The following is a 22,700-nucleotide window of genomic DNA, read 5'->3' on the forward strand; positions in this document are numbered from 1 at the left end:
AGGCGGAGACGGACGCGACGGCCGCCGAGAAGGCCGCGGCCGGCGCCAGGGACGCGGCGGAGGAGGCCCAGGACGCCGCCGACCGCACCGAGAAGACTGGCAACAACGAGCAGATCTCGCAGGGCGTCACCACCGGGATCAGCGATGTGTGGGCGGTGCTCGACCACATCGAGTACATCGGTGAGCCGAAGAACGTCAAGAAGGACAACTGCAACCCGATCATCCACATCGGGGACTGCAGGATCACTGCCGACATCACCTACAAGTCGCACGTCGACCTGTACATGTGTGGTTCCCTGCCGGACAGCTACGTGGGCACCTGCCCGCAGGCGGACACGGTCTACCTCGGCCGCGAGGTGTCGGATCCCAAGACGGAGCGGCTCACCACCACTCTGTCGATGACCGAGTTCAACTCGGGCATCGACCCGGTCGACATCCTCCTCGGCGACTTCATCGGCTGCGCCAAGCTGATCACCCCGGGTGTGTCGGGCGGCAGCTGGGGCGACTGCGCCTGGGCGGCGAGCTGGTTCGTCGCGGGTCCGCTCTTCAGGGCGGGCAAGGCCACGGTGATGGCGCTCGACGCCGCCATGAGGACGGGCATCGGGTTCATGGACGCCTTCAAGGCGCTCCGCACCGTCGGCCTGACCGAGGCCGCCGTCCAGGGCATCATCAGCCGGATCTTCCGGAAGGTCGGCGAGGCGTGCGAGCTCGCGGGCACCGCGCCCCTCAAGCTCGCGGCGTTCTCCGCCGCGTCGGCCGACGACGACATCGTCAAGAAGTGCCAGGAGGTCCTCAAGGACATAGTCAAGGACGGCGATCACGTCGTCCTCGGAGTCAACCCCTACTCCGACGAACTGGCCAAGTCCATCGGCGGCGCCGCGGACACCTTCAACAACAAGGTGTACGGCACCGAGATGCCGGCCAGCATGGGGATGGGGACTCGTGCCCTGTGGACGGTGGGAGTGGAGCGAGCAGTGGTCAATCCCCACGTGAAGATCTCGGTGTCCCTGGACGGTGTCGCGGGCGCCAAGGACGCCGACGAGGCGCTGAACCTGCTTCTGCAGCGAGGAGAAGGGATCGCGGTCGGCGACTGGAACGCGATTCAGAAGGGTGGCTTCGGAACGGCATGGGAGATGGCCAGACTCCGTGCGGCCACCCGGATGGAGTACCGCACCTGGGACTCCATCGAGTGGTGGATGACCAACTCGGAGGGCAAGGTCGTGCGCGTCTACCCGAAGCGCTTCACGTACGCCAACGGAACGCCGGTCGACTGATGGGGAGATGAAGGATCTCGTCCGGGAGGGGGCTTTCCCCAGAGTCAGCGGGTTCCTCCCGTCGCACCGGCAGCTCTTGCTGATCAGTGAGGCCACACTGGTGGACGGGACCACGCCGAGGGTCGAGGTCTGCTTCGGGCTTGTGAAACTGATGTTCCTCAAGCCCCTCTACCGGAACGGGCTCCACATCCGGTGGGCGTCCACCGCAGAGTTCGGCGTGCTCAGCGCACGTCATGGCGATCCGGCGGAGGACGCCGCCTACACCTGGGTGCTGGATCCGGACGGCGAAGGCTTCGTCGTCTGCGCCCATCCGAGCTGGCGGGAGGCGGAGTACGCCCTGATGGGCGAACGGCAGCCGCTGTACGACCCGCGTGGGCCCTGGCCGCCGGAGTTCCCGGCGGAATCGGGACACGTCAGCTGACCGTCTGCGGCCTGAGTGAATGAGGAAGGGGGGCTCCCCGGTGCTCTGTGCACCGGGGAGGCCCCCTTCTTCCTCGTCGAGGTCGATCAGGCGCCACGGGGCGCAGGGCACACAGTGCGCCTCGTTCGCGTCCTCGATCGGTGTGCCCGCCACCGGAGTTGCCGTCCGGACACCGGACGAGCCGACAAGATCCCACGGCGAATCACGGGGTCGATATCCGTCACGCATTCACCATCCGCTCACCCGCGACCGCCTCATCGGAGAAGGGCCTCGATATTCCGAGCGGCCTCGCGCGCGGGACGGCCGACGCCGACGAGAGTGGCCGAAGCCGGGCCGGTCCAGTCGCCGTACCCGAGCAGATGGAGGCGGGGTTCTCCGACGACTTCCGTGCCCTGGGTGGGAATGCGTCCGCGAGACCCCCGGAGCCCGAGCGGAGCGAGATGGGCGAGCGCGGGGCGGAAGCCCGTGCACCAGATGATCGCGTCGGCGTCGGCGCGCGTACCGTCGGCCCATTCGACGCCGGTCCTCGTCAGCCGCGTGAACATCGGTTGCGCCTTCAGGAGTCCGGCGTCACGGGCTTCACGCACGGGCGGTACGGCGACGATGTCGCCGAGCGAGGCCACGCCCCCTGCGTCCGCGCGGCCCTCGTCGAGGGCACGGCGTCGGGCGGTGGCGTGGTCGAAGAGGGCACGGCCGTCGATGTCGTCGGCGAGGAACCGCGCGGGTCGCTGGGTGACCCAGGTGAGGTCGGTGCCGTACGCGAGATCGGCGGCTACCTGCGCTCCCGAGTTCCCGCCTCCGACGACGACGATCCGCGTTCCGGCGAACTCGCCGGGAGTGCGGTACTCGACGGTGTGGAGCTGCCGCCCCTGGAAGACGCCGCGGCCCGGGACGGAGGGAAGGAACGGCCGTGACCACGTTCCCGTGGCGCTGACGACGGCACGGGCGCGCCAGGTACCGGCGTCGGTCTCGACACGAAGGTGATCGCCGTCGCGGCGAACCGCATGAACTCGAACGGGCCGATGAACGGGGAGCTCGTAGCGCTGCTCGTAGTCGGTCAGGTACTCGACGACGTGGCAGGCGTCGGGGTAGGCCTTCCCCTGCCGCGGCGGCATGAGACGACCGGGCAGAGACGAGTAGGCGGTCGGCGAGAAGAGGTGCAGCGAGTCCCATGTGTGCTGCCAGGCCCCGCCCGGCGTGGGCTGAGCGTCCAGGACGGCGAAATCGAGGCCGCTGAGTCGCCGCAGGTGATAGCCGGCGGCAAGCCCCGCCTGACCGCCGCCGATCACGACGACGTCAAGTGCCTTGCTCATCTCCTTGACTTCCCTTCATACGGCCGCGCCTCGCCCCGCCGGAGGGGCACGGCGGGGAGTGGCGACACGGCAGGGCTACTGCTGGGCAGGGGCGAACTTCTTCCGCCAGAGCAGCGACACGTACACGAGTCCGATCAGGACCGGGACCTCGATGAGGGGGCCGACGACTCCGGAGAGCGCCTGTCCGCTGGTCACTCCGAAGGTGGCGATGGCGACGGCGATGGCGAGTTCGAAGTTGTTGCCGGCGGCGGTGAAGGCGAGGGTGGCCGTGCGGTCGTAGCGCAGGCCGATGGTCTTGCCCAGCGCGAAGGTGCCGAACCACATGACGGCGAAGTAGACGAGGAGCGGCAGCGCGATCCGCGCGACGTCCAGCGGCTGCGAGGTGATCGTCTTCCCCTGGAGGGCGAAGAGGATGACGATCGTGAAGAGCAGCCCGTAGAGCGCCCACGGTCCGATCCTCGGCAGGAACGTCGCTTCGTACGACTCCCGGCCCAGGCGCTTCTCACCGATCCGGCGGGTGAGGAACCCGGCCACCAGCGGGACGCCGAGGAAGATGACGACGTTCAGGGCGATCTTCCCCATGGAGATGTCGAGCGTCTCGCCCGCGCCGAGGCCCAGCCACCCGGGGAGCAGGTCGAGGTAGAACCAGCCCAGGACGCCGAAGGCGAGGACCTGGAAGACCGAGTTCAGGGCGACGAGCACCGCGGCGGCCTCGCGGTCGCCGCAGGCCAGGTCGTTCCAGATGATCACCATGGCGATGCAGCGCGCCAGGCCCACGATGATCAGGCCCGTGCGGTACTCGGGAAGGTCCGGCAGGAAGGTCCACGCGAGGGCGAACATGAGCGCCGGGCCGACGATCCAGTTGATGACGAGCGACGAGACCATGAGCTTCCGGTCGCCGGTGACGGCGTCGAGGCGGTCGTACCGGACCTTGGCGAGGACCGGGTACATCATGACCAGCAGGCCGACGGCGATGGGCAGCGAGATGCCGCCGATCTCGACCTCGGCCAGGGCGTCGTTCAGGCCCGGGATCAGCCGCCCGAGCCCGAGGCCGAGGCCCATGGCGAGGAGGATCCAGACGGCGAGGAAGCGGTCGAGCGTCGACAGCTTCGCGACGACCGAGGGCTCCGCCGCCGGAGCGGGCGCTTGGGTGGAGGTCACGGACAGGCCCTCTTGTTCTCGGCAGCGGTACGGGCGGACTCGGCCAGGTCGGCGAACTGGCCGGCGAGCTGGGCGATGACGTCCGGCTTCAGGCGGTAGTACGTGAAACGTCCGCAGGGCTCGGTCTCCACGACACCGGCCTCGCGCAGGACGCGCAGGTGGTTGGAGAGGTTGGTCTGCTTGGCACCCGTCTCCTCGACGAGGTGAGTGGTGCAGAGGGTCTCGCGGGCGAGCAGGGTCACGATCCGGAGCCTGAGCGGATCGGCCAGAACCCTGATCAGATCAGTATCGACTGACGTCATCATGGCCTGATACTGTCACATCACTCGCCACTGATACCAGCCGGGGCTGACTTCTCGCCGGCAAGGAAGAACCGATGACCACCACTCCGCTCGCCACCGTGCTCTTCGTCTGCGTCCACAACGCGGGCCGCTCCCAGATGGCCGCCGGATTCCTCGGCCACCTGGCCGGCGACCGCGTCGAGGTCCGCTCCGCCGGTTCGATTCCCGGCGACCAGCTCAACCCGGCCGCGGTCGAGGCGATGTGGGAGGTCGGCGTCGACATCTCCGACCAGAAGCCGAAGGTCCTGACCGCCGAGGCCGTTCAGGCGTCCGACTACGTCATCACCATGGGCTGTGGCGACACCTGTCCGGTCTTCCCCGGCAAGACGTACCTCGACTGGGCCCTGGAGGACCCGGCCGGCCGGGGCGTCGAGGCCGTCCGTCCGATCCGCGACGAGATCAAGGTCCTGATCGAGGGCCTCATCGCCGAGATCGAGGCGAAGCAGGAGGCGTGATTCCTTGACCGGCTCCGGCTGCCGCAACCGCCCATGAACGCCGACTTCTGTCCGTCACGCGCCATGAACGCCGGCTTCTGTCCGTCACGCGCCATGAACGCCGGCTTCTGTCCGTCACTGCTACGCGGAGACCCCCGGGCGGCAACCTGGACAACGCCCTGTTCGACCTCCGTCACCTGGTGCGGGCGTCCCGGACGGAGCTGCACGACCGCGTGGAGCAGGCGCTTCGCGAGGCAGGCCTGTGGAGCGAGGTCTCCCACCGTCTGGACACGCCTGCCCAGACGCTCTCCAAAGGGCGGCGTCAGCGGCTGTGCCTGGCCAGGGCCCTCGCCCTCGAACCGGCGGCCCTGCTGCTCGACGGGTCGACCAGCGCCCTGGACGCGCGAAGCCGCTACACGGTCGAGGAGTCCGTGGCGGCGCTTCGGGGCGACCGCCCGGTCCTGCTCGTCTCCCACGACCCCGCACAGGTGGAGCGGCTCTGCGACCGGACGGTCCGGATCGACCTGCCGAACGCCTGCGAGCCTTCCCCGGCCGCGGTCCGAGCACTCGCCCACTCCGCACTCCGTGCCCGCTGGGGCCCGGGCGGTCGAGCGAGGTGAGCGAAGACCCAGCGGTTGGCGGCCAGGGCGTCGCCGGGTTCCGGGAGGGGACCGCGGCCATGTCGTCGGGAGTAGTCGTACGGGGTGCGAACGGCCACCGTCCAGCCCCGTTCGGCGAGTTCACCCGCCGTGTCGGGGCGTGGTTCGCTGCTGAACAGGGCGAGCAGGTCGATGCCGATCCGCTCTCTCGCCCGGGTGTACACCGGGTTGGCCCGCACCCGGGGTGACTCGGAGATCTCCTTGATCTCGTACGCCAGTGAGCTGCCCGGCGTGCTCAGCCGGGCGATCGTGGCCACGAGTCGCCGCTCGGCCGACGCGGGGAGGTAGAGCAACAGCCCCTCGGCGAGCCACGCGGTGGGAGCGGTGGGGTCGAAGCCGACGTCCAGCAGTGCCTCGGCCCAGTCGAGGCGCAGGTCGGCGGCGAGGGTCCGGCGCTCGGCCGTGGGGCGGGCGCCGGTCCGGTCGAGTACGGCCTGTTTGAACGCCAGTACCTCGGCGGTGTCCACTTCGTGGACCACACAGCCCGGCGGCCAGTCGAGCCGGAACGCCCGGCAGTCCAGGCCGGCTCCCAGCACCACCACCTGCCGAACGCCTCGGTGGGCCGAGCGGAGCAGGTGATCGTCCAGGACGCGGGTGCGCAGGCCGAAGTACCGGCCGAGCCGGCCCCACAGGGGGTCCGCCTCTCCGGCGGGCACCTGCTCCGGGTGCACCGGCCAGTCGGCCGAGACCGGTGCCGCGCGCACGAAGGCCTCCGCGAACGGGTCCCGCGCCAGGGCGTCGGGTCGGTGGGTCTCGATGGCGCGGGCGGCTGCCACCAGCAGGGCGGTGCGTCCCACGCCCTGGGTGACACCGGGGTTCAGCGCGGCGGACGTGCGCACGGCTCCTCCTCGGTCGGGGACATGGGCGTGGTCCATGCCCGCGGGTCGTCCGTGGTGGTGGTCCGGGCGCCGTACACGGTCCGCATGAACCGCTGCACGTCGTCGTACGGCAGATGGAGCGAGGTGGTGCAGTCCGTCAGGAGGGTCACGTGGAAGCCCTTCTGGAACGCCGTGCGGGCGGTGGAGTCCACGCACACGTCCGCGTACAGCCCGGCGAGGGCCAGGTGTCTCACGCCCCGGGCGGCGAGGTGCCCCTCGAAGCCCTCGGCGAGGAACGCGTCGAAGCAGGCGCGTTTGGTGAAGGCCCGCTCGTCCGGCGCCGGGGTCACGGCGTGGAACCCGGCGCCCCATGAGCCCTCCAGGCACTTGGGCCGCTTGCCGAGGGTCCGGTCCCGCAGCCGCCAGCCGGCCCCCTGGTGCTCGGGGTCGCCGACGAACCGGACGAAGACCACCTCCACGCCCAGCTCGCGGGCCCGGGCCACCGCCCGGACACAGCCGGCGACGGCCTTGTCCAGGGCAGCGGGGTCCCTGCCGTAGCGGGCCATGGCCGTCGCCCCCGTGCAGAAGTCGTTCTGCAGGTCCACGACGACCAGGACGGTCCCCTCCGGGTTCTCGCCGGTCATGCTTCGCCGACCAGGGCGGCGTCCTTCGGTGGCCCGTCGGCCTCGGGCGCGTCGAGCACGTCGAGCAGGGCGTCGACCACGGCGGTGGTGGAGTGCCGCCCGCCGAGGTCCGGAGTGCGCACACTCCTCTCCTCCAGGGCGCGCAGGGCCCGCTCGGTGGCCCGGACCGCGCCGGGGCGTCCGGCGTGGCGTTCCGCGACGAGCGCCGCCGCGCGGATGGTCGCCACCGGGTTGACCCGGTCCTGCCCCGCGAGGTCGTCGGCGGACCCGTGCACCGTCTGGTACTCGACGAGCCCGCGCGTCCCGGGATCGAGGAAGACGTTCTCGGTACAGCGGTTCTCCTGCCGGTCGGAGCCGAACCGGTCGAGCAGCACGACGTGCATGATGTCGGCCCATTCGTTCCCGGCGACGACCAGCGTGCGTGCGGGCAGGCCGTGTGCGATCAGGTTGCGGTTGACCGTGTCCGGCTGGAACAGGTCGATGCGGATGCCGAGCCGGGCCGCGAGCTCGGTCACCCAGGCATCGAGGGCGCCGTCCAGGAGGTGGAACTTGTACGCCAGGACGATGCGGTCGAGGCGCCCGTCCGGCCACTCCTGCCGGGCGCGCCGCAGGGCGTAGGTGACGACGGCCTCGGTGATCTCGCGGCTGAAGGTCATGGTGCGGGTGACCTCGCCGGGTGCGTGCCGGTTGGTGCCCGTGTAGAAACCCTGGGCCTGGTCCCGTACCAGGAGCAGGGAGCGCCCGGCGTCGGTGAGCAGGTCGACCTTCACGGCGCGCAGCCGCTGCCGGACGAGGTAGAGGGACTGGGCGTTGACAGCGGTACGAAAGACCGCCCTGGTGCCCCGCGCGGCTTGTTCGCGGCAGAACCGCTCGTAGTGGTCCGCGTCCTCGGCGGTCAGTGCCTTGATCCTGGCCACGTCCCGCTCGGTGCGGAGCGAGACGTAGGAATGGTAGAGGCGGGGGGAGCGTTCGATCGTCACGCCGTGGGACCGCCCCGCGGTCAGCGTGCCGAGCACCCGCTCGAAGACGTCCGCGACCTCGGGTCCGGTGCCCCGGCCCACAGCCAGCCCGATGACGGGCCGCTCGGCTAACTCTCCTGCCTGGGCGGGAAGCTGGGGGCGGTTCATCGGGCCCCGCCCGCGGTGAGGTGGTCGCCGGGGATGCCGGCCTTCTCCGGGCGGTAGTAGTCCCGGATGCCGTCCGCCCAGGTGGTCACGGGGATGCGGTCGCCGTCGACCGGCTGGAAGGCGTCGAACAGCGCGTCGATGTTGGGGCGCTGGAAGCCGATGGCCGTCATCAGGGCGGTGAAGTGGGGCCGCTCGACGAACCCGTCGCCGTCCGGGTCGCCCATGGCGGCCAGAGCGTCCGCGAACGCGTCGACCGTCGCGCCGAAGCGCTCCGGGGCGAGCACGATCGCGGTGAACTCCTCGGGGCTGATCCGCCCGTCGCCGTCCGCGTCCAGCTCGCGCACGAGCGTCTCCCAGTAGCCGCGGAAGGCGTCGAGCATCCTGCCCTGCGCGCTGCCGCCGGCCTCGGGCACGGCCGCGACGACCCGCTTGCCCATGAGTTCGAAGTCGTCCGCTTCCAGAACGCCGTTGCCGTCGGCGTCGAACAGGGAGAAGACGAGCTGGACGCGGTCGTTCGCCTTGGTGGTGGGCATGCTGTCACCTTCGCTGTATCGGTATGCGGCGGGATGCTGCGGGATCCTTGCCCGCGAACTTGATCACTTTCGCCTCGCCGACGGAGCCCAGGAAGAGAAACCCGGGCGCATACACACGAAAGGAGGAAATCTGCAGGCCTACGCACGAAGAGGTAGGAACCTGGAACCTGAATCAGCGAGCTGGTGACGACGGGTGAGCAATCGGCGAGCAAGCTGCCGCGAACTCCGAAGGGGCTTTCCCTGCGCACGAGCCCCTGGGTGGCGCGCGGATCCTGGCATGGCGGTGGGCTTCGCGGCGGCGACGGAGACTGCGCCCCGCCGACGAGCCCGGGTCCATGACGGATGAGGAACTGGAAGCACTGCCCTCTGCCGGACGGGACCGCTACGTCGAGCGGATCGATGGCGACACGATCGGCGGAACACCGTTGTTCTTCCCGGGTGACGAGTGGCCGGACGGCGGCCCCTGGCGGCGGCTGCTGCAACTGGACTCGAACCGGGTACCGTTCCACCTCGACTCGGCGCGTCGCCGGAGGTGTCCGCCTTCGTGTCGGAGGACGGCGCCCAGGGCAAGCTGCTCATCCAGGACTCCTGAGCCGGCAGGGCCCGGGGCCGTCAGGGCGGCCGGGCCTTGCGCCCGACACGACGCGAGATCCGCAGCCGCCTATCGGCGGACCCTCGGCATGCCCAGGCCGATCCAGGAGATGATCTCGCGCTGGATCTCGTTGTTGCCGCCGCCGAACGTGAAGATGACGGCCGAGCGGTAGCCGCGTTCGAGTTCGCCGTGGAGGACCGCACCCGCCGAGCCCTCCTTGAGCGCGCCCGCGGCGGCCACGACCTCCATCAGGGCCGCGTACGCGTCGCGGCGGGCCTCGGAGCCGTAGACCTTGACGGCGGAGGCGTCCTGAGGGGTGAGGGTGCCGTTCTGGACGGCGTTCACCATCTGCCAGTTCAGGAGCTTCATCGCGTCGAGCCGGACGTGGGTGCGGGCCAGGGCGCGGCGGACCCAGGGGAGGTCGATCACGCGCCGGCCGTCGGTGAGCGGGGTCGCGGCGGCCCAGCGCTGCACGTCGTGGAACGCGCGGATCGCCATCGTGCCGTGCGCCGCCAGGGTGACGCGTTCGTGGTTGAGCTGATTGGTGATGAGCCGCCAGCCCTTGTTCTCCTCGCCCACCCGGTGGGACTCGGGGACCCGGACGTCGTCGTAGTAGCTCGCGGTGGTGTCGTGCGAGGCGAGCGTGTTGATGATGGTGCAGGAGTAGCCCGGGTCGCTCGTGGGGACGAGGAGCATGGTGATGCCCTTGTGGGGTGCGGCCTCGGGGTCCGTGCGGACGGCGAGCCAGACCCAGTCGGCGGTGTCGCCGTTCGTCGTCCAGATCTTCTGGCCGTTGACGACGTACGTGTCCCCTTCCCGCACCGCGCGGGTCTTCAGCGCGGCCAGGTCGGTGCCCGCGTCGGGCTCGCTGTACCCGATGGCGAAGTCGATCTCGCCGGAGAGGATGCGCGGCAGGAAGTACCCCTTCTGCTCGTCGGTGCCGTAACGCATGATCGTCGGGCCGACCGTGTTCAGCGCCATCAGGGGCAGCGGTACGCCGGCCTGCGCCGCCTCGTCGAAGAAGATGAACTGCTCCATCGGGGTCAGCCCGCGGCCCCCGTACTCGGTGGGCCAGCCCACCCCGAGCCAGCGGTCGGCGCCGAGCCGGCGCACGGTCTCGCGGTAGAAGCGCTTCTGGGCGGCCGGGTCCGCGTACCGGCTGTGGACGTCGTCGGGGACCAGTTCGGCGAAGTAGGCGCGCAGCTCGGCGCGCAGGCTGTTCTGGGCGGGCGTGTACTCGAGGTGCATGGGGGCCTCCCGTGGCGGCGGTCCTACGGCGTCCTCGGTGCGGGGCGACGCGCGACGGCGGCCACGGTAGAACGTGTTCCATAAATGCGGAAGCCCGTGGGCAGGGCGGGACGGCCGGAGATCCCGTCACGGGCGCACCGGAGACCCGTCACGGGAGAACCGGAGGCTCCATCCGGGCGCGCCGGAGACCCGCTTACGGACACACCGGGCCCCCGACAGACCGCCGAAGCCCCGGTCCGGACGCGCCGGACCGGGGCCGATCGCTCTCCTGCCAGGCCGGCAGGCAGGCCCGAGCCGGTCACGTCCGTCCCGGGCAGGCGGTACAGGCGGGACCGGCGGGTCAGGCCTAAGGCAGCAGCTCGTCCATGGAGGCGCGACCCCTCTCCGCCATACGGCGTTCCGCCCAGGCGAGATTCTTCGGATTCACGTCACGGCCGGAGGCCAGGACCAGGTCCTCCGCCGTGAACTCACCCTCCGACCCGGCGTGCAGCAACCGGTCGGGCGTCGGGAAGTCCCCCGGGGACGTCTTGTCGGGCTCAGCGTTCATGCCGCCTCCTACGTGTTCTTCCGGCACTCGCCATTCTCGTGTCCGGCCACCCGCACCGCATCCGGTACCGCATCCGGTACGGCTCCCGCCGAGTGACGTACGAGCGTCGCGGCCGACCTGAGAGTGAGCGCCGCGCCCTCGGCGTACCGCCGGGCGTACTCCCCCGGCGAGAGGGCCGCCCGGAGGCTCTGCTCGGCCCGCCCCCGGATCAGGGCCTCCGTCTGCGGGGCGAAGGGACGGAAGCCGCCTCCGGTGTCGTCCCGGGCGTGGGTGTCGTACGCCCCGAGGAGCCTGGCGCCCGTACCGGCGTCGCCCGGCCCGCCGCGCCCGCCGAGGGCCCAGGCGGCCGTCGCGAACTGGACGACGACGAGGTGCGGGGCGACCAGGTGGGCGAGCGTCTCCACGTCGTCGACGGCCCGTCCGAGCCGCTCCACGGCGCGGTCGTACACGCCGTCCAGGCAGTCCAGCCAGGCCCACGCGCCGCCGACGAGCCCCCAGAAGAGCGCGGGCGTGACCTCCCCGAACTCTCCTTCGAGGAGGGTGAGCTGATTCCTGGCGAGGTCGGTACGACCGGTGTGGCCGTAGTGCTGGGCCAGGAGCAGCCGGGCGGAGCCCGCCGACTCGGCGCCCCACTCCCCCGCCCCGTCGGCCGCCTCGGCCAGGAGCCGTTCGGCGGCCTCGTCCCCGTCCGGGCGGAGCCGGAGCCGTACGGCCGCCAGGCGGGCCGTGAAGACGGGCACCTGGGAACGCGCGCCGACCCGGGCGGCGGCGTCCGCGGCCCGCTCGAAGTCGGCGGCGGCCTCCTCCAGCCGGCCCTCGCGCTCGTAGGCCTCACCCCGGGCGGCGAGGGACTCCGCGATCCCCCAGGAGTCGCCCGCGGCCTCGAAGAGGGCGAGCGCCTCGGCGGCGTCGGGGCCCTGACCGGCGAGTTTGGCGCGGACGAGGAGGCCGAAGGCCAGGTCCCAGCCGGGGGCGTGGTCGCGGCAGCCCTGGACGATCGCCGTGAGGATCTCGTCGAGCCCGGCGAGTTCCCCCGTCATGAGGCGGGCGAAGTGCCACATCGTGCCCGGCTGGCGGCAGGTCTGCGGAAGTCCCGGACGGTACGCCGCGACGACCGCGGCGAGCCGGGTGCGGGTCTCGGGGCGTTCGAGCGCGGTGGCGCCCTCGACCTCCTGGGTCGCCAGCGCGTACAGGTGTCCGCCGCGGCGCGCCTCCCGGAGCCGTTCGCCGCTCCACGGCGGGGGAACGTCCGTGACCCGGCCGTCCAGCGGTCCGGCGGGGCGGACGGGCTCTTCGAACGGGTCGGGGCCGAGCCGGCCCGCCTCGACCGCCCAGGTCCTGGCGTCGACCTGGTGGTTGCGCAGTTGCCAGAACCAGCTGAGCGAGTGGACGAGACAGAGCACCTCCTGCTCGTCGCCGAGGGCGACGGCCGTCCGCAGGGCGCCGCGCAGATTGCCGTGCTCGCGCTCGAAGCGGGCGATGGCGGCGACCTGTCCCGGGCCGCGCAGCTCCGGTTCGGTACGCCTGGCCAGTTCACGGTGGTACGTGAGATGGCGCCGTTCCACCGCCGTCCGCTCCCCGGACTCCACCAGTCGTTCCGCCGCGTACTCCGCCACGGTCTCAAGGAGCCGGAACCGCGTGTCTTCACCGTCCCGGCCGGATTCGGCCACGACCAACGACTTGTCGACAAGGGCACCCAGAACGTCCAGGACATCCAGGGCGTCGACGGGGTCCGTCGCATCCGTCGTGTCCGAGACCGCCTGCCGGCCGGAGGCCTCGGACACGCCCCCGGCGCCCTCCCCCGCGCACACGGCCTCCGCCGCCGCCAGCTCCGTGCCCCCCGTGAACACCGCGAGCCGCCGCAACACCGCCCGCTCCGGCGCGTCGAGCAGCTCCCACGACCAGTCCACCACCGCCCGCAGGGTCTGCTGGCGCGGCAACACCGTCCGCGCCCCCGTCGTCAGCAACCGGAACCGGTCGTCCAGCCGGTCCGCGATCTGCCGCACCGACAGCAGCCGCAGCCGCGCCGCCGCCAGCTCGATCGCCAGGGGCAGCCCGTCGAGACGACGGCACACCTCCTCGGCCGCGCTCCGGTCCTCCCCCACGGTGAAGCCCTGCCGCGCCGCCGCACCCCGCTCCCCCAGCAGGCGCAAGGCCATGTCCATGGGCAACGGCCCCAACGGCCGCACCACCTCCCCCGGCACCCCCAGCGCCTCCCGGCTCGTCGCGAGCACGGTCACTCCCGGGCAGCGTGTCAGCAGCGCCTGGACGAGCGCGGCAGCCGCGTCGACCACGTGCTCGCAGTTGTCGAGGACGAGCCGCAGGCGCCGCCCCGCGCAGTGCTCCACGAGTTCGGCGAACGGGTCCTCGGGTCCGCTGCCGGGGACGGACGGGCCGCCCCAGAACCGGGTGCCGCGCCCGCCGAGCGCGGTGAGGACGGCGGCGGCGACGGTGGACCCCTCGCGCACGGAGGCGAGTTCGGCGAGACGGACCCGCCCTTCGTACGTCCCGGCCGCCTCCAGGGCCAGCCGTGTCTTGCCCACACCGCCGGGGCCGGTGAGGGTGACGAGCCGCTGCTCGCCCCACCCGGCGGCGAGCGCGTCCAGCTCGCCGCCGCGCCCGACGAACGAGGTCAGCCGGGCGGGGAGGACACCGGCCGTGGGGTACGGGGCCGGGGCCGGCGTCTCGGCAGCGGGCGTCGGCCTCGCGGCGGCGTACGGGCGTGCGGGCGGCCGGGGAACGGCCGCGTCCCCGAGCAGTTCCGCGTGCAGCGCCCGCAGTTCCGGCCCCGGTTCCGTGCCCAGTCGGTCCGCGAGGCCCACGCGTACCTCCTCGTACGCCGCGAGGGCCTCCGCCGGACGCCCGGACGCCCGCAGGGCGCGGATCCGCAGCGCCTGGAGGGGTTCGTCGAGCGGCTGCCCGGTCGCGAGGGCGGCCAGCGGCGGAAGGACCTCGGTGGCCCGGCCGAGGGCCAGGTCGGCGGCGAACCGGTCGCGTCGGGCCTGGTGGTGCCGCTGTTCGACCCGTACGACGAGGGGGTCGGTGTCCCGGCCGGGCAGGTCGGCGAGGGCGGGCCCGCGCCAGAGTCCCAGGGCCTCGTCGAGGAGGACGGCCGCACGGCCGGCGTGCCCGTCGGCGAGGGCGGCGGCCCCCTCGGCTGCGAGCCGCTCGAAGCGGTGGAGGTCGATGTCGTCCGGCTCGGCGGCCAGCCGGTAGCCGCTACCGGGCACGGAGACGACCGCTTCCCGCCCCACGGCCCGGCGCAGCCGCCCGACGAGAGCCTGGAGGGCCTCCGTACGGGCCTGGCCCGGATCGTCGGCCGGGTCGGTGTCGGACCACACCTGCTCGATCAACACGCGCGTACCGACGGCCCGGCCACCCGTCGCGGCCAGCGCGGCGAGCAGCGCGCGGAGCCGGGCACCGCCGAGACCCGCCTCCGTCCCGTCGTCGGTACGGAAGGCCTGACAGGGACCGAGGACACGGTAGGACGGCTGCACCGGCCCATTCTGCCCCGTGGGCGCCGGGTCCTCGTCGGCGATACGGGATGCCCCGCCAGTCCCGGGCGGTACGGCCCGCCACGGCGAACCCGCGCCACGCCGTGTCACCGCCATGGCGTCCGAGGGGTGCGGGTTCGACAATGGGGAGGATGACCGATGAAGACGGGCGTACGCGCAATGGCGAGATCGGGCCCGCCGAGTGGCTCGCCATGAACCGGACCGGCAGCTTCGACTGGGATCTCGACACGGGCACCATCGATGTCGACGAGTCGGGGCTGCTGGTCTTCGGGCTGGCCCCGGACGCGTACGACGGCCGTCCGGCCTCGCTCGTCGCACGGCTCTCGCCCGAGGAGCGAGGCCGTCTCGAGAGCGTCGTACGCGAAGCCGTCACGAGCGGAGAGGTCTCGTACACGGCGCACTTCCCCATTCCGCAGAGCGACGGAACACCCCACTGGACGCATGTGCAGGCACGGATCCTGCGCTCGCCGGACGGGCGGGCGCGGCGGATCCTCGGCGTCGTGCGGGACACGACCGCCGAGGTCACGCGCTTCGCGTTCGTCCAGGAGCTGGAGAAGCGGCGCGAGGTCCAGACGAGCATCGTCGAGCGGACGACGAACGCGCTGTCGCGTGCGGTCACGGTGGACGACGTGACCGCCGCCCTGACGGGTCCCGGCGGGCTCGCCCGGCTCGGCGCCGACGGGCTCGCGCTGGGCCTCGTGGAGAACGGGTCCCTCAACATCATCGCGCTGAGCGGCGAATCCCTCGACGTGCTCGACGGCCTCCGGATCCGCCGACTGGACCGGGGGCTGCCGCTGGCCGAGGCTGTTCTGAGCGGGCGGCCCCGGTTCGTGTCGTCGTTCCCGTCGCTGGGGCGGGGCTTCCCCGAACTCGCGCCGTACGTGGCCCGGCTGGACTTCCGTGCGGCCTGCTATCTGCCGCTGGTGGCCCAGGCGCGGTCGCTCGGCGGCATGGCCCTGTTCTACCGGGGCCGTACGTCCTTCAACGCCGACGAACGCAACCTCGCGCTGGGGCTCGCGGCGATCGTCGCCCAGTCCCTCCAGCGGGCGATCCTCTTCGACGAGGAACGGGAGCTGGCGACCGGCCTCCAGGCGACGATGCTGCCCCGCCGCATCCCGGAGATCACCGGCGGCGAGATCGCGGTGCGCTACCACGCGGCGTGGAGCGGTCGGCAGGTCGGCGGCGACTGGTACGACGTGATCGCGCTGCCCCGCGGCCAGGTCGGGATCGTCGTGGGCGACGTCCAGGGCCACGACACGCACGCCGCCGCCATCATGGGGCAGCTGCGGATCGCCCTGCGCGCGTACGCGGGCGAGGGCCACGCCCCGTCGACGGTCCTCGCGCGTGCCTCCCGGTTCCTCGCCGAACTGGACACCAACCGCTTCGCGACCTGCACGTACGCGCAGGTGGACCTGGCGAGCGGCACCCTGCGCGCGGTACGGGCCGGGCATCTCGGGCCGCTGATCCGGCACACCGACGGGCGGGTCGGGCAGCCCAAACTGCGGGGCGGGCTGCCGCTGGGTATCGCGACCGTGTTCGGGGACGAGGAGTTCCCGGAGACCCGGCTCGACCTGGTCCCCGGGGAGACGTTCGTGCTGTGCACGGACGGTCTCGTCGAGCAGCCGGGTTCGGACATCGAGACCGGTCTCACCGCGCTGTCGGAGGCGATCAGCAGCGGGCCGCCGCAGGCGGAGGCCCTCGCCGACCATCTGTCCGAGCGACTGTGGGAGCGCTGGGGCTCGGGCGACGACGTGGCGCTGCTCGTCCTGCGGCGCAGCCCCGACCCGGGTACGCACCGGGCGCCGCGGATCCACCAGTACATCCACCAGGCCGATCCGCAGGGCCTCTCCGACGCGCGTGCGGCGGTCGGGCAGGCGCTCCGCGACTGGGGCATGCCGGAGCTGGCGGACGACGCCGAGCTGCTGACCGGCGAACTGCTCGTCAATGTGCTGCTGCACACCGAGGGGGGCGCCGTACTGACCCTGGAGGTGCTGCCCGAGCCGGTGCGGCGGGTCCGGCTGTCGGTGCAGGACCGGTCGAGCGCCTGGCCCCGCCGCCGTACCCCGGGCGAGGCGGCCACCTCGGGCCGAGGGCTGTTGCTGCTGGACGCGCTGGCCTCGCGGTGGGGGGTTGAGCCGCGTGGCGAGGGCAAGGCGGTGTGGTGCGAGATCGGCCCGGCGCCGCTGCCGCAACCGGGAACTGTCTGAGGAGGTACGCCGTGGACCCCGTGGCCGCCCTGAACCGCATCGCGTTCCTGCTCGAACGCGCCCAGGCTCCGACGTACCGCGCGCGGGCGTTCCGTACGGCCGCCGGCGCGGTCGCCGCCCTGCCGGCCGGCGAGGTGGAGCGGCGCGCGGCGGCCGGCACCCTGGAGGCCGTGAAGGGCCTCGGGCCGAAGACGGCGGCGGTGGTGCGGGAGGCGCTCGACGGGCGGGTGCCGGAGTATCTGGAAGGACTTGAGGCGGAGCTCGAGGAGTCCCTGCGGACGGCCGAACCCACCAGCGGGGGCGAGGCGTTGCGGGCGGCGCTGCGCGGGGACTGTCACCTCCACTCGGACTGGTCGGACGGCGGAGCCCCGATCGAGGACATGGGCCGCGCGGCGGCGGCGATCGGCCACGCGTGGGCGGTGCTCACCGACCACTCGCCCCGGCTGACCGTCGCACGGGGCCTGTCACCGGAGCGGCTGCGGGAGCAGCTGGACGTGGTGGCGCGGCTGAACGAGGAGTGGGCGCCGTTCCGGCTGCTGACCGGCATCGAGTGCGACATCCTGGACGACGGTTCGCTCGACCAGGAGCCCGAGCTGCTCGACCGACTCGATCTGGTGGTCGGTTCGGTCCACTCGAAGCTCCGGATGGAGGCGGGGGCGATGACCCGTCGGCTCGAACGGGCGGTGCGCAACCCGCTGATGAACGTTCTCGGGCACTGCACGGGCCGACTGGTGGCGGGCGGGCGGCTGCGGCCTGAGTCGGGGTTCGACGCGGAGCGGGTGTTCGCCGCGTGCGCCGAATCCGGGACGGCCGTCGAGATCAACAGCCGCCCGGAGCGGCTCGATCCGCCTCGGCGGCTGCTCCGGCTCGCGGTGGCGGCGGGGACGTACATCGCGGTGGACACGGACGCCCACGCCCCCGGCCAGCTGGAGTGGCAGATCCTCGGCTGCGCGCGGGCGGAGGAGTGCGGGGTGCCGGAGGACCGGGTGGTCAACACCTGGACCGCGGAACGCCTGTTGGAGTGGACGCGAGGGTAGGCGGCATCCAGGATCATCCTGGTTCGTCTGGCGGTGTCCGGGGATGCCCGGGGTGTCTGGGAATACCTGGGGATTTCCCGGGTGTCAGGCGCGCTGCCAGACCGTGGTCGCGTTGCAGAACTCGCGGATGCCGTGGCCGGACAGCTCACGCCCGTACCCGGAGCGCTTGATCCCGCCGAAGGGGAGCGCGGGGTGGGAGGCGGTCATGCCGTTGACGAAGACGCCGCCGGCCTCCAGGTCGCGGACGAAGAAGGCGACGTCCTCGGGCGACCGGGTCCACACGTTGGAACTGAGGCCGAACGGCGAGTCGTTGGCGACGGTGACGGCCTCCTCGATGTCGCTCACGGGGTAGACGGTGGCGACCGGACCGAAGGTCTCCTCCTGGTGGATCCGCATCCCGGGGGTGATGCCGGTGAGGACGGTGGGCCGGTAGTACCAGCCGTTCCGGAGGTGGGGTTCCTCGGGCCGGTGGCCGCCGCACAGGACGGTGGCGCCGAGCCGTACCGCGTCGTCGACGAGCGTCTCCAGATCGGTCCTGCCCTGTTCGGTGGCGAGGGGGCCGACGTCGGTGGACTCGTCGAGCGGGTTACCGACGGTGAGGGCGTTCATGGCGGCGGTGAAGCGCTCGGAGAAGTCGTCGTAGACGTCCTGGTGGACGATGAACCGCTTGGCGGCGATGCACGACTGCCCGTTGTTCTGGACGCGGGCGGTGACGGCGGTCTTGACGGCCGCGACGATGTCGGCGGAGGGCATGACGATGAACGGGTCGCTGCCGCCGAGCTCCAGGACGGTCTTCTTCACTTCGTCGCCGGCGACAGCGGCGACAGCCCGGCCGGCGGGCTCGCTGCCGGTAAGGGTGGCGGCGACGACCCTGGAGTCCCGCAGAACACCTTCTACGTCGCGCGCGCCGATCAGCAGGGCCTGGAAGCAGCCCTCGGGGTATCCGGCGCGGCGGAAGAGGTCCCCGAGGTAGAGCGCGGTCCTCGGCACGTTGGAGGCGTGCTTGAGGAGGCCGGTATTGCCGGCCATGAGCGCGGGCGCGGCGAAGCGGATCACCTGCCAGAGCGGGAAGTTCCAGGGCATGACGGCGAGGATGGGACCGAGGGGCCGGTAGTGGACGCGGGCGATGTCCGCGCCGGAGTCCTGGACGTCGCTCTCGGCGGGGTGCTCGTCGGCGAGCAGCTGCTCGGCGTTGCGGGCGTACCAGCGCATGGCCTTGGCGCACTTGGCGGCCTCGGCGCGGGCGGCGACGAGGGGTTTGCCCATCTCGACGGTCATGGTGCGGGCGATGTCCTCGTTGTCCTCGTCGAGGAGCGTGGCGGCGGCGCGCATGAGGCGGGCGCGCTCGGCGAACGAAGTGGTGCGGTACTGGCGGTACGCCTCGTGGGAGGCGGCGATCCGCCGCTCGACCTCCTCGGGCGAGTGGGCCTCGTACGTACGCAGTGTCTCGCCGGTCGCGGGGTTCACGGTGGCGATGCCCATGACGCGTCTCCTCCTGCCATCGGCCCCCGAGTGCAACTTCGCGCGAAGCGGGGCGGGGCGCAACAGGGGTGGGGCGGTGGGGTGACTTGAGAGGGCTGGGGGGCGGGTGAGGTGCTGGGCGGGGGCGGGGAGCTGGGCTCGGGCCGGCGGGCCGCCGGGCGGGCGGGCCGCCGGGCGGGCGGGCCGCCGGGCCACGGACGCCCCCGCGCCTGCTCGTCTCCGTACACTCACGACCATGGCATGCCGTATCAGCGAGTTGATCGTCGACGCCGCCGACCCCGAGAAGCTGGCGGTGTTCTGGAGCCAGGTCCTCGGCTACGTCGAACTGGGCCGGGAGGACGACGGGAGCATCGAGATCGGTCCGCCCGAGGTGGGTTTCGGCGGCCCGCAGCCGACCCTCGTCCTGAGCCCGAGCAGCAGTCCTCGCACCGGGAAGCTCCGACTGCACATCGACGTGAATCCCACCGACCGCGACCAGGACGCCGAGCTGCAGCGGCTGCTCGCACTCGGTGCGAGGCGGGCCGACGTGGGCCAGACGGGCACGGAGAGCTGGCACGTGCTGGCGGACCCGGAAGGCAATGAGTTCTGCCTCCTGCGCACCCGGATCCGACCGATGTGACGACGGCTGTCCCGGGACCGCGCCGCGGCGAGCCACGACACGGGCGCGCGACGCCGCCCCCTTGCCCTGCGACGACCGCACGACCTTCCGGGCCGGAGCGGATTCTGAAGGGGGAACACATGCCGTAGAAGGAGGATGACGTGGACGAGGTCCTGATGAGGACGGTTCAGTGGGTCGCTCGCGGCGTGGGAGTCGCGCTCGACTACATCAACCTGCGGTCGGACTTCGAGCAGTTCGGGGCGCGACGTCCGCAAGAGCCGTCGCCGGCCTCCGGCGGCGGGAGCGGCAACGGAACCTGCTGACTGGCGGGGGCCTGACAGCTGTGGGTCCCCGTGTGTAGCGTCGCCCCATGACCGAGGAGACCACGGCCAGGGCAGGCAGAGAGTTCTACACGTTCGACGGCCGGATCCTGGAGGTCTTCGGCAGCAATCCGAAGCGGTTCCACATCAGGAACATGGACCTGTGGGTCACGGGCCCCGACCGAAAGGGGCGGCGGACCGTCGTGATCGCCGAAGGTACGCCCGAAGCCCGGTCGACACAGCACACATGGCACCACTCGGCCGAGGAATGGCAGCGGGCGCAGGGCCTGGAAGCCCTGCTGGAAGCGGTACGGGCGAGGATCGCGACGGCCCGGGAGTACGGGCCTCAAGAGGTTTTCCGTACCTGTGACTGACGACGGCCACACTCCGGTCAGGGACTCGATCTGATGCGCACGACAGAACCGGCGGAAGCCTGCATCGAGGATGCGAGCAACATCTTGGTTGCGCCTTCGATGCCGCAGGACAATGACTTGATCAGGGACTTCTTCGGGACTGTCATCACGCCGGAGGACCTTGCTTCCGGTGCGCATGACCTCGCGCAGAAGACCGTCTACCTGTGTGGCGACGTATCCGGGATCAGCAGCAACCAACTGCGAGCGGCTGCGCGGGTATTCGCGATCCGGGAGCTCTCACACGGTTTCCACGAGGGCGCCGAAGAACCCTGGACTCCCGTCGGCCTCGGCCGGGTTCCCCTCCACATACATGGCGTAGGGGTGTACTATCGCCGCTTCTTCGGACTCGACGCCGATCACTTCGGACGGATCCGTACGGAGCACACGTTCCAGTCCCTGACGGAGTCCACCAAACCCGGAACGGCCCACCGCAGCGGAATCTATCTGACGCCCGTCACACAGAACGATGACGAACTGCATTTCCGCCTGCTCCGCTGCTCCACGAATCTCTCGGGGCCGACCGAGAGCTTCGGTCCGACCGACACGGACATCGTCGAGGCCCTGAACCGCGAGGCCGCGGCCGTCTTCCGGAACCAGGCACCGCTGAATCACGTTCTCGCCCAGATCTACCACAACACCCTTGCCACGACTGAGCGCAAAGAGTCCAAGGCCAAGATCTCGGCCCACGCCGACAAGACCAAGGACATGCCCGCCAACGGCATCATGGCCTTCTGTACCTTCTACGACCGGCTCGAAAGGCTGCGTCCCTTGGCCGACGACGCCTTCGACTACGGCGTGAAGAGTGCCAGCGGTCTGACCGGACTCCACTTCCGCCTCAAGGAGCCGACCAAGGAACGCGAAGGGGTCGCGCTCCCCGCACAGTTCACCCTGACCCTCTACCCCGGCTCCGTCTTCTTCATGCCGTTGTCCACCAACCGCCTGTATACGCACGAAATCAGGCCCTCGCCGTTGGACGCCGAGTTGCTTCCGACCCGCCTGGGATACGTGGTGCGCTGTTCGAGCGCGGAAGCCATTCACAAGAACGGCCACACGTTCCTGAAAACGGGCGGAGATCTGGTGAAACTGGGGCCGCCCACCCCGGACGGCATGAACGAGCTGCGCAGACTGTACGCCGAGGAGAACAGGACCTCGTCCTTCGTCGACTACGGCGACAAGTTTTCCTTCAGCATGAACACCGGAGACTACGTTGCCCCCCGAATCTAGGATCTCGGACGAGATCATCTCCTACACTCTGCCAACCGAGGATAATCTCTTCGCGGAGCTGTCCGCGTCGGCTCGACTGGAGGACACAGGCAAAGGCCGGCAAGGCGCCGTCCTGGCCAAGACCGACGAGGTGGGTGGCGTGCCTCTCGTACGTACTACCACCCAATACGCCAACCCGGCACAGCGCTTCCAAACGGTGCATGAACGGCTCGCGCAACAGATTCAAGAACGTGCGGCACTTCCGATCGGCTTCAACAACGCCCTCATCGAGAGCTACACGAACGCCTACACAACCATGGGCAGCCACTCCGACCAAGCCCTCGATCTGGCCACGGAATCGTATATCGCCGTATTCTCCTGCTACGAGCGCCCCGAAGCGAGCCCGTCGAGGAAGCTCATCTTCGAATCGAAGGGGCCCGATGGCGAGAAGTTCGAGATCCCCCTCGCCCACAACGGTTTCGTAGCTTTCTCTGTCGCCTCGAACAGGCGACTCAGGCACAAAATAGTCCTGGACGCATCGGCGAGGACGACGGGCAACCAATGGCTGGGTGTCACCTTCCGAACATCAAGAACCTTCGTCCGATACGGCGACGGCCACACATACCTCCCACGGGGCACGCGCCTCACGCCGGCCGACGATGACCAGAGACGCGAGTTCTACAGCCTCCGACGCCGCGAGAACAACGAAACAGAATTCGCCTACCCCCCGCTGACGTACACGATCAGCGAGAGCGACCTCATGCCACCCGCCTGAACCTCGTCGCGAGTGTCAGCGTCTACGACAACCGCTCG

General features: G+C 71.2%; 21 protein-coding genes and 1 pseudogene. 11 read left to right on the top strand and 11 right to left on the bottom strand.

What is annotated here, in order from left to right:
* Nucleotides 1–1,274: polymorphic toxin type 27 domain-containing protein (locus tag ABT154_RS19195; RefSeq protein WP_351858022.1), on the top strand; the 1,274-nt coding region annotated here is incomplete at its 5' end.
* Nucleotides 1,275–1,281: 7 nt separating this feature from the next.
* Nucleotides 1,282–1,695, top strand: coding sequence for a hypothetical protein (locus ABT154_RS19200; RefSeq protein WP_351858023.1), 414 nt, complete (start codon nucleotides 1,282–1,284; stop codon nucleotides 1,693–1,695).
* A gap of 254 nt (nucleotides 1,696–1,949) precedes the next feature.
* On the opposite strand, the gene ABT154_RS19205 is transcribed toward ABT154_RS19200, so the two are convergent.
* From ABT154_RS19205 to ABT154_RS19215, 3 genes are all read right to left on the bottom strand, one after another.
* Nucleotides 1,950–3,008: an ArsO family NAD(P)H-dependent flavin-containing monooxygenase gene (locus ABT154_RS19205; RefSeq protein WP_351858024.1), complete on the bottom strand. Its 1,059-nt coding sequence runs from the start codon at nucleotides 3,006–3,008 to the stop codon at nucleotides 1,950–1,952.
* A 75-nt stretch (nucleotides 3,009–3,083) separates the two neighbouring features.
* Complete coding sequence (gene arsB / locus ABT154_RS19210; protein ID WP_351858025.1) at nucleotides 3,084–4,169, bottom strand: ACR3 family arsenite efflux transporter; 1,086 nt, start codon at nucleotides 4,167–4,169, stop codon at nucleotides 3,084–3,086.
* Nucleotides 4,166–4,474, bottom strand: coding sequence for an ArsR/SmtB family transcription factor (locus ABT154_RS19215; protein WP_317874394.1), 309 nt, complete (start codon nucleotides 4,472–4,474; stop codon nucleotides 4,166–4,168). The genes arsB and ABT154_RS19215 overlap by 4 nt, the downstream gene beginning before the upstream one ends.
* A 71-nt stretch (nucleotides 4,475–4,545) precedes the next feature.
* Between ABT154_RS19215 and ABT154_RS19220 the strand changes: the two genes are divergently transcribed.
* The gene (locus tag ABT154_RS19220) at nucleotides 4,546–4,965 is read left to right on the top strand and encodes an arsenate reductase ArsC (protein WP_351858026.1); all 420 of its coding nucleotides are present in this window, start codon (nucleotides 4,546–4,548) and stop codon (nucleotides 4,963–4,965) included.
* Nucleotides 4,966–5,012: 47 nt separating this feature from the next.
* Nucleotides 5,013–5,564 carry an ATP-binding cassette domain-containing protein gene (locus tag ABT154_RS19225; protein ID WP_351858184.1) on the top strand — a complete coding sequence of 184 codons (552 nt, stop codon included), beginning with the start codon at nucleotides 5,013–5,015 and terminating at the stop codon, nucleotides 5,562–5,564.
* On the opposite strand, the pseudogene ABT154_RS19230 reads toward ABT154_RS19225, so the two are convergent.
* The 7 genes and pseudogenes from ABT154_RS19230 to ABT154_RS19260 form a co-directional block, all read right to left on the bottom strand.
* A pseudogene (locus ABT154_RS19230) lies at nucleotides 5,549–6,478 on the bottom strand (class I SAM-dependent methyltransferase); the annotation flags it as partial. The gene ABT154_RS19225 and the pseudogene ABT154_RS19230 overlap by 16 nt on opposite strands.
* On the bottom strand, nucleotides 6,421–7,065 hold the full coding sequence (locus ABT154_RS19235) for a cysteine hydrolase family protein (protein WP_351858027.1): 645 nt from the start codon (nucleotides 7,063–7,065) through the stop codon (nucleotides 6,421–6,423). The gene ABT154_RS19235 and the pseudogene ABT154_RS19230, both read right to left, overlap by 58 nt.
* Nucleotides 7,062–8,192: an isocitrate/isopropylmalate family dehydrogenase gene (locus tag ABT154_RS19240; RefSeq protein WP_351858028.1), complete on the bottom strand. Its 1,131-nt coding sequence runs from the start codon at nucleotides 8,190–8,192 to the stop codon at nucleotides 7,062–7,064. Before ABT154_RS19240 ends, ABT154_RS19235 begins: the two co-directional genes overlap by 4 nt.
* Complete coding sequence (locus ABT154_RS19245; protein WP_351858029.1) at nucleotides 8,189–8,725, bottom strand: EF-hand domain-containing protein; 537 nt, start codon at nucleotides 8,723–8,725, stop codon at nucleotides 8,189–8,191. The genes ABT154_RS19240 and ABT154_RS19245 overlap by 4 nt, the downstream gene beginning before the upstream one ends.
* Nucleotides 8,726–9,386: 661 nt before the next feature.
* The gene (locus tag ABT154_RS19250; RefSeq protein ID WP_351858030.1) at nucleotides 9,387–10,565 is read right to left on the bottom strand and encodes an acyl-CoA dehydrogenase family protein; all 1,179 of its coding nucleotides are present in this window, start codon (nucleotides 10,563–10,565) and stop codon (nucleotides 9,387–9,389) included.
* 346 nt (nucleotides 10,566–10,911) lie between these two features.
* Nucleotides 10,912–11,112, bottom strand: a complete 201-nt coding sequence (locus tag ABT154_RS19255; protein WP_351858031.1) for a hypothetical protein — start codon at nucleotides 11,110–11,112, stop codon at nucleotides 10,912–10,914.
* A gap of 8 nt (nucleotides 11,113–11,120) precedes the next feature.
* The gene (locus tag ABT154_RS19260; RefSeq protein ID WP_351858032.1) at nucleotides 11,121–14,609 is read right to left on the bottom strand and encodes an ATP-binding protein; all 3,489 of its coding nucleotides are present in this window, start codon (nucleotides 14,607–14,609) and stop codon (nucleotides 11,121–11,123) included.
* A 149-nt stretch (nucleotides 14,610–14,758) separates the two neighbouring features.
* Between ABT154_RS19260 and ABT154_RS19265 the strand changes: the two genes are divergently transcribed.
* Both ABT154_RS19265 and ABT154_RS19270 read left to right on the top strand, forming a co-directional pair.
* Entirely contained in the window at nucleotides 14,759–16,834 is a 2,076-nt protein-coding gene (locus ABT154_RS19265; protein WP_351858033.1) for a SpoIIE family protein phosphatase, read from the top strand.
* An 11-nt stretch (nucleotides 16,835–16,845) separates the two neighbouring features.
* Nucleotides 16,846–17,871 carry a PHP domain-containing protein gene (locus tag ABT154_RS19270; RefSeq protein WP_351858034.1) on the top strand — a complete coding sequence of 342 codons (1,026 nt, stop codon included), beginning with the start codon at nucleotides 16,846–16,848 and terminating at the stop codon, nucleotides 17,869–17,871.
* A gap of 84 nt (nucleotides 17,872–17,955) precedes the next feature.
* Here ABT154_RS19270 and ABT154_RS19275 read toward each other — a convergent pair whose 3' ends face one another.
* Nucleotides 17,956–19,353: an NADP-dependent succinic semialdehyde dehydrogenase gene (locus ABT154_RS19275; RefSeq protein WP_351858035.1), complete on the bottom strand. Its 1,398-nt coding sequence runs from the start codon at nucleotides 19,351–19,353 to the stop codon at nucleotides 17,956–17,958.
* Nucleotides 19,354–19,588: 235 nt separating this feature from the next.
* On the opposite strand from ABT154_RS19275, the gene ABT154_RS19280 reads away from it, so the two are divergent.
* From ABT154_RS19280 to ABT154_RS19300, 5 genes are all read left to right on the top strand, one after another.
* The gene (locus tag ABT154_RS19280) at nucleotides 19,589–19,972 is read left to right on the top strand and encodes a VOC family protein (protein WP_351858036.1); all 384 of its coding nucleotides are present in this window, start codon (nucleotides 19,589–19,591) and stop codon (nucleotides 19,970–19,972) included.
* 140 nt (nucleotides 19,973–20,112) lie between these two features.
* Nucleotides 20,113–20,274 (top strand): hypothetical protein, encoded by a 162-nt coding sequence (locus tag ABT154_RS19285; protein WP_351858037.1) that lies wholly within the window; start codon nucleotides 20,113–20,115, stop codon nucleotides 20,272–20,274.
* A gap of 47 nt (nucleotides 20,275–20,321) precedes the next feature.
* Nucleotides 20,322–20,645, top strand: coding sequence for a hypothetical protein (locus ABT154_RS19290; RefSeq protein WP_351858038.1), 324 nt, complete (start codon nucleotides 20,322–20,324; stop codon nucleotides 20,643–20,645).
* Nucleotides 20,646–20,678: 33 nt separating this feature from the next.
* Complete coding sequence (locus ABT154_RS19295; RefSeq protein ID WP_351858039.1) at nucleotides 20,679–21,908, top strand: hypothetical protein; 1,230 nt, start codon at nucleotides 20,679–20,681, stop codon at nucleotides 21,906–21,908.
* Nucleotides 21,892–22,662 carry a hypothetical protein gene (locus tag ABT154_RS19300; RefSeq protein ID WP_351858040.1) on the top strand — a complete coding sequence of 257 codons (771 nt, stop codon included), beginning with the start codon at nucleotides 21,892–21,894 and terminating at the stop codon, nucleotides 22,660–22,662. The genes ABT154_RS19295 and ABT154_RS19300 overlap by 17 nt, the downstream gene beginning before the upstream one ends.
* Nucleotides 22,663–22,700 lie beyond the last annotated feature (38 nt).

The organism is Streptomyces sp. NPDC001728 (assembly GCF_040297565.1).
Classification (GTDB): domain Bacteria; phylum Actinomycetota; class Actinomycetes; order Streptomycetales; family Streptomycetaceae; genus Streptomyces.

What these genes read in the sequence shown, in the direction of transcription:
- ABT154_RS19200 (WP_351858023.1), top strand. Translation starts at nt 1,282, where the DNA reads ATGAAGGATCTCGTCCGGGAGGGGGCTTTCCCCAGAGTCAGCGGGTTC.
- ABT154_RS19250 (WP_351858030.1), bottom strand. Translation starts at nt 10,565, where the DNA reads ATGCACCTCGAGTACACGCCCGCCCAGAACAGCCTGCGCGCCGAGCTG.
- ABT154_RS19245 (WP_351858029.1), bottom strand. Translation starts at nt 8,725, where the DNA reads ATGCCCACCACCAAGGCGAACGACCGCGTCCAGCTCGTCTTCTCCCTG.
- ABT154_RS19295 (WP_351858039.1), top strand. Translation starts at nt 20,679, where the DNA reads ATGCGCACGACAGAACCGGCGGAAGCCTGCATCGAGGATGCGAGCAAC.
- ABT154_RS19265 (WP_351858033.1), top strand. Translation starts at nt 14,759, where the DNA reads ATGACCGATGAAGACGGGCGTACGCGCAATGGCGAGATCGGGCCCGCC.
- ABT154_RS19220 (WP_351858026.1), top strand. Translation starts at nt 4,546, where the DNA reads ATGACCACCACTCCGCTCGCCACCGTGCTCTTCGTCTGCGTCCACAAC.
- ABT154_RS19255 (WP_351858031.1), bottom strand. Translation starts at nt 11,112, where the DNA reads ATGAACGCTGAGCCCGACAAGACGTCCCCGGGGGACTTCCCGACGCCC.
- ABT154_RS19275 (WP_351858035.1), bottom strand. Translation starts at nt 19,353, where the DNA reads ATGGGCATCGCCACCGTGAACCCCGCGACCGGCGAGACACTGCGTACG.
- ABT154_RS19280 (WP_351858036.1), top strand. Translation starts at nt 19,589, where the DNA reads ATGGCATGCCGTATCAGCGAGTTGATCGTCGACGCCGCCGACCCCGAG.
- ABT154_RS19215 (WP_317874394.1), bottom strand. Translation starts at nt 4,474, where the DNA reads ATGATGACGTCAGTCGATACTGATCTGATCAGGGTTCTGGCCGATCCG.
- ABT154_RS19240 (WP_351858028.1), bottom strand. Translation starts at nt 8,192, where the DNA reads ATGAACCGCCCCCAGCTTCCCGCCCAGGCAGGAGAGTTAGCCGAGCGG.
- ABT154_RS19205 (WP_351858024.1), bottom strand. Translation starts at nt 3,008, where the DNA reads ATGAGCAAGGCACTTGACGTCGTCGTGATCGGCGGCGGTCAGGCGGGG.
- ABT154_RS19235 (WP_351858027.1), bottom strand. Translation starts at nt 7,065, where the DNA reads ATGACCGGCGAGAACCCGGAGGGGACCGTCCTGGTCGTCGTGGACCTG.
- ABT154_RS19290 (WP_351858038.1), top strand. Translation starts at nt 20,322, where the DNA reads ATGACCGAGGAGACCACGGCCAGGGCAGGCAGAGAGTTCTACACGTTC.